The following is a 4,934-nucleotide window of genomic DNA, read 5'->3' on the forward strand; positions in this document are numbered from 1 at the left end:
GGAAAGCCATCGGCAAGTGTCTGAACTAGTTCAGCAACTGTGGAACTGTTGAACCCATCTACAAGGTAAAAACAAACGCTCCCCGCACCGCTATCCGCAAGCGCAGGGAGCGCATTATTTTCCGTAACCGGTCGGGCGGAGATGGTCTAGACTGAAGCTATCTCTACCGCTGGCAGGGTGATGAAAAACCCTTTCGACCATCCCCCTGACCCCCTTCCTAGCCAGGTAGGGGGGGAATATTATATCTGGGGGGCATCCCCAGACCCCTGCCAAAGGGGCTTCGCCCCTTCTGAGGGGCCGAAGCCCCCTTCTGGCAGGGGTCTGGGGGTGTCCCCCAGATATAATCTTTCCCCCCTTCCTGGACAGGAAGGGGGTCAGGGGGATGGTCGAAAGGGTTTTTCATAGGCTTGCTAGAATGACAGGGACTGTAAAGGCATTTGTAAGACACTACACTAGCGCATCTTCCAGACCGGCTTTCTCTTTTCTACGAATGCTCTGGCTCCCTCTACGGCGTCCTCCGACCCCCACACCGAACTGATTAGTCCCTGGCCAAGACGGCGGGCGTAGTCCATCGGCACCTCCAGACCGAGTGTCGTTAGCTGTCTGGTGGTACGCACTGCCAGCGGCGAGTTCTGGCAGATGGTGTCTGCCATCTGTGTGGCCGTGGTTATAAGCTCGGGCAGGGGGACAACCCTGGTTACCAGACCGATACGGAGGGCTTCCTGGGCATCGATTGGTTCCCCGCCGAGCAGCATCCACATGGCGTTGGACAGACCGATGAGGCGGGGCAGGGTGAACATGGCGGTAGGAGGGCACAGGCCTACCTTGACCTCGGCAAGACAAAATGTGGCGTTTGTAGAGCAGATACGGATATCGCAGGCGAGGACACGTTCCATTCCTCCACCGTAAGCCAGACCGTTTACGGCCGCGATGGTGGGTTTGTTGTGTTCGATGGCGGGCCTGCGGGCAAATGGCAGACTGCTTCCACCACGTGAGCTCTGTTCGGCAACCTCTTTCAGGTCCCTTCCTGCGGAGAAAGCCCTTTCACCGGCACCGGTGTAGATGGCCACCCAGGCGTCTTCGTCTTCGGCAAATCCCGTATCCGCATCTCGTAGCTGCAGACCCAGTTCCGTGCCCAGGGCGTTCAGGCGCTCCGGTCTGTTCAGGGTGATATAGGCGATGTGTCCCTTCTTCTCGTACAGTACGTATTCTGGCATTCTGTTCTCTCCTTTCGCTGGACTGATTGCATGCGGGGACGATTTTCCCCCTGTTTTCTGTGTATGCGTACTATACCATATATACTTCGTCTTGATGTCTTACCGCATCGGTGCTCTCGTTCAGACAGATGAGGTGACACAACAGAGTGAGGTATCATTTTCACTGCCCTTGTTGCCGCAAATGCCTTTGGCGATGTCATTGAACCCGGGACGGGGCGCATCCTGGCTGGTCCTCGTCTTACGGACGGGGATACCGGCAGCCAGCGATATCCACTGGGGAACATACAGGAAATTCAGGTAAGGTCGTGGACTCGGCATGGCTACTGTGATTTGCCGGCGGTAAACCTTTACAAAACCTTTATGAATACTTTACGTATAATTTATAAACTTAATATTCGCGTTCATGAAGGCGTGCTATGCTGAATATAGATGTGGCAGGTGTCAGGTTCGGCCACACTGATAGGGAATGAGTATGAAGGCTATCAGGCACTACTTTACCGGTATTCGTAAAATGATATACTCCCTGGTGGCGCTGGTATTACTGGTGGTCGTCGACGGGGGTTTGACGAATGTTCTCGTTAATAGCGGAGCGGTGCGAGAGGGAAACCCTCTCCTGGTGTCTCTGGTAGGTGGTGGAGAATTCCTGGTCTTGAAGTTGGTAGGGGCATTGCTCTGCGCATTCATTCTATGGGATATCTACCGGCAGCGCCCGAAGATGGCAATAATAGGCACTTCCTGTCTGGTGGCAGCGTACGCAGGAATAGTACTCTGGAACCTTTCCCTGCTCCTCGCAAGTCAGTTATAAGTCCCTCTCTTAGTATCCCGGTACCGGCTGCATCCACTGAGTAATAAACCACCTGGTCAATCTCCGATACCTTCATTCCCGGTGTTGAAGACCTCGGGAACACACCGTCCCTCAAGGCTAACCCATTTGAGTCGATAAACTACCCGGTCATGGTGTTTCCGGCATAGTGAAGTTAGTGCCTGCGTCATGTCACATCCCTGCCGTTGGTGGCTGGCGGAGGCACCGGTGATGGCACGGCTTGACGGTAGGCTCTGTACAGAGTATGCTTTCTAACGGTGAAGGAACAAGGATATTCACTCAGGTTAATCTGCAGGAGGTAACAAAAAAATATGGCAGACCAATTCAGGCTTCTCTTCAGCCCGATTAAGGTGGGTGGGATGACAGTGCGCAACCGGATAGTGGTGCCGGGGCATTATCCCGGTTTGCGGGACCCGGATAGCCTGCCCGGAGAGCGAATAACCGCCTACTGGGAGTCTAAGGCCAAGGGTGGAGCAGGCATGATTTGCACCGGTATCTGGGGGGTCCACCGCAGCAGTCCGACCCCGGTACAGGGTGGCTATGAGTTCCACATGGGCCAGTCCAGTCCTCTGCAGGAGCCCGGCGGCATGGATAAACTGAAGAAGTCTGCCGAGGCCATCAAGAAGCACGGCACCTGCTTCATGGTGCAACTCTGGCACGGAGGCAGAAACGCCTACGGCACACTCCACTACGGAGACACGAACTGGGCGCCTTCAGCGATACCGTCTCCCGGTACCGGTCTGGTACCTCACGCAATGACGCGGGATGAGGTGAAGGAGGTTATTGAAGCCTTTGCTGCCGAGGCATACCGATGTAAGCAGGCCGGAGTCGACGGTGTGGAAATACACGGGGCTCACGGCTACCTGATAACTCAGTTCATGTCCCCGGATAGCAATAAACGCACCGATGAATATGGTGGTAGCCATGAGGGGCGCATGAGGTTTGCCTGCGAGATTATCGACGCGGTCAGGGCTGCTGTCGGCCGGGATTTCATGGTCGGCATCAGGGTCAGTGTCGACCAGCTCTCCGGTGGCGGATATGGTATGGACGAAATGAAGGTGATGGCCCCCATGATGACGCGCAGCGGGAACCTGGACTACATCGCTACCGGTGCCGCGATACCTCCCATGTACTTCCCGCCTGGTGCTCTGATGTACAATGCTGCCGGCCTGAAGGAAGTGGTTGACATACCCGTAATCGGTGGTGGTCGGGTGGTCGACCCCGTCCAGGCGGAGAAGATACTGGAAGACCGCCTTGCCGACCTGGTGTTCATGAACCGGGCTCTGATATGTGACCCTGAGTTTGCCAACAAGGCCCGCGAGGGTAGAGTGGATGAAATCCGTAAGTGCATGGGTTGCTCCGAGGGGTGCTGGATGCGCGTTTCGCAGGACAGGAACCCGATGGGAGTGTCCTGTGCTTATAATCCTGCCACTGGTAAGGAGACCATTCCCGGGTGGCTGGAGCTTATTCCGGCAGAAACGAAGAAGCGTGTCATGGTTATTGGCGGCGGTCCCGGTGGTATGGAGACGGCCCGGGTGGCAAAGGCAAGAGGCCATGATGTGTCTCTCTGGGAAAAGGGTGATGAACTGGGTGGACTGGTGAATATCGCGGCCAAGGCACCGGGGAGAGAAGACCTGGCCGAGCTGCCTCGCTTTCACAAGTACCAGTTGAATATGCTGGATGTGGACATCCACCTCAACAGCGAGGTTACCGTTGATACCGTGATGGAACAGAACCCGGATGTAGTCGTGGTGGCCACCGGCTCTTTCCCGCGTGTCCCGGACAATATCCCGGGCATTGAGCAGGACAATGTCATCAAAACCGTACGGGATGTTCTCAACGGGGAGGCCGAAGTTGGGGAGAATGTGCTCATCGTTGACGTGCAGCTCCGCACCGAGGGTATGACCACAGCAGACTTCCTGGCCCAGCAGGGTAAGAAGGTAGAAGTGATATGCCCGTATGAGGAGCCGGGTAGTGGCATAGAGCAATTGACACGGATGTCTCTTGTTCGCCGACTGGCCTGGGCCGGTGTGAAGCTGACGCCGCGCACTTCCCTCAAGGAGATATCCGGTAGCAGCGTTACCGTGATTGATAGCTACACCACGGAAGAGAGGGTGATTGAGAATATCGATACCGTGGTTCTCTCCTATGGAGCCGTGGAGAACAACGCGCTTTATTATGCTCTTAAGGATAAGGTGAAGGAACTCTATGCCGTTGGTGACTGCAACGGGGTCAGGAAGATACTCTGGGCCAGCAACGATGGGGCCACAGTGGCGCGGATGATATAGAACAACCATCGGTCATGGCAGACCCGGGCCCGTATAATCAGGCTCTTCCTGTGTTGCTGGTAATTGTCGGCAGCCGTATGGAAGAGCCTGAACCTGTTCTAATGTAGTGTCTCGTATATATCTTTACGTATGATGGATGTTGATGTCATTCCAGTGCAGGCTGGAATCCAGGGGGCAAACACGTATCCCGGATCGAGTCTAACAGGGTGATGAAAAAGGGGGAGTCCAGAGGGCAGGCCCCTTCTGAGGGGCTCCGCCTCTTCTGAGAGGCGCCCCCTTCTGGCAGGGGTGTCTGGGAGTCATTCTTACAGAATGACGTTAGCAGAATCCGAAACCAGATTCTGCCGGTGTCCCCCAGATATAATCTTTCCCCCCTTCCGCAGAAGGCTCCTTCCTGGCCAGGAAGGGGAAGGCGCCGCCCCTTCTGAGGGGCTCCGCCTCTTCTGAGAGGCGCTCCATCCGGGCCGCACGGGGATTGGTCGAAAGGGTTTTTCATAGGCTTGCTAGAGGGAGACACACGCCTCTTGACGTCCCGGGGGCGAGCATCTATAGTGTGCGGGGCAGGGCGGTACCACGGTAAGAAATCAGGGCTGACGCGGTGGCTGT

At 55.9% G+C, this 4,934-nt stretch carries 3 protein-coding genes; 2 read left to right on the plus strand and 1 reads right to left on the minus strand.

From position 1 onward, the window contains the following. Nucleotides 1-452: 452 nt before the first annotated feature. Nucleotides 453-1,217, minus strand: a complete 765-nt coding sequence (locus VMW13_07030; GenBank protein HUV44565.1) for an enoyl-CoA hydratase-related protein — start codon at nt 1,215-1,217, stop codon at nt 453-455. Nucleotides 1,218-1,689: 472 nt separating this feature from the next. On the opposite strand from VMW13_07030, the gene VMW13_07035 reads away from it, so the two are divergent. Then, complete coding sequence (locus tag VMW13_07035) at nt 1,690-2,022, plus strand: DUF5658 family protein (GenBank protein ID HUV44566.1); 333 nt, start codon at nt 1,690-1,692, stop codon at nt 2,020-2,022. 329 nt (nt 2,023-2,351) lie between these two features. Continuing rightward, complete coding sequence (locus VMW13_07040; protein HUV44567.1) at nt 2,352-4,328, plus strand: FAD-dependent oxidoreductase; 1,977 nt, start codon at nt 2,352-2,354, stop codon at nt 4,326-4,328. The last annotated feature ends 606 nt before the right edge of the window (nt 4,329-4,934 follow it).

This window comes from Dehalococcoidales bacterium (assembly GCA_035529395.1).
In the GTDB taxonomy this organism is placed as follows: domain Bacteria; phylum Chloroflexota; class Dehalococcoidia; order Dehalococcoidales; family Fen-1064; genus DUES01.

Bases quoted from the DNA above. Each gene is read 5' to 3' on its own strand.
- VMW13_07040 (HUV44567.1), top strand. From the start codon at position 2,352: ATGGCAGACCAATTCAGGCTTCTCTTCAGCCCGATTAAGGTGGGTGGG.
- VMW13_07035 (HUV44566.1), top strand. From the start codon at position 1,690: ATGAAGGCTATCAGGCACTACTTTACCGGTATTCGTAAAATGATATAC.
- VMW13_07030 (HUV44565.1), bottom strand. From the start codon at position 1,217: ATGCCAGAATACGTACTGTACGAGAAGAAGGGACACATCGCCTATATC.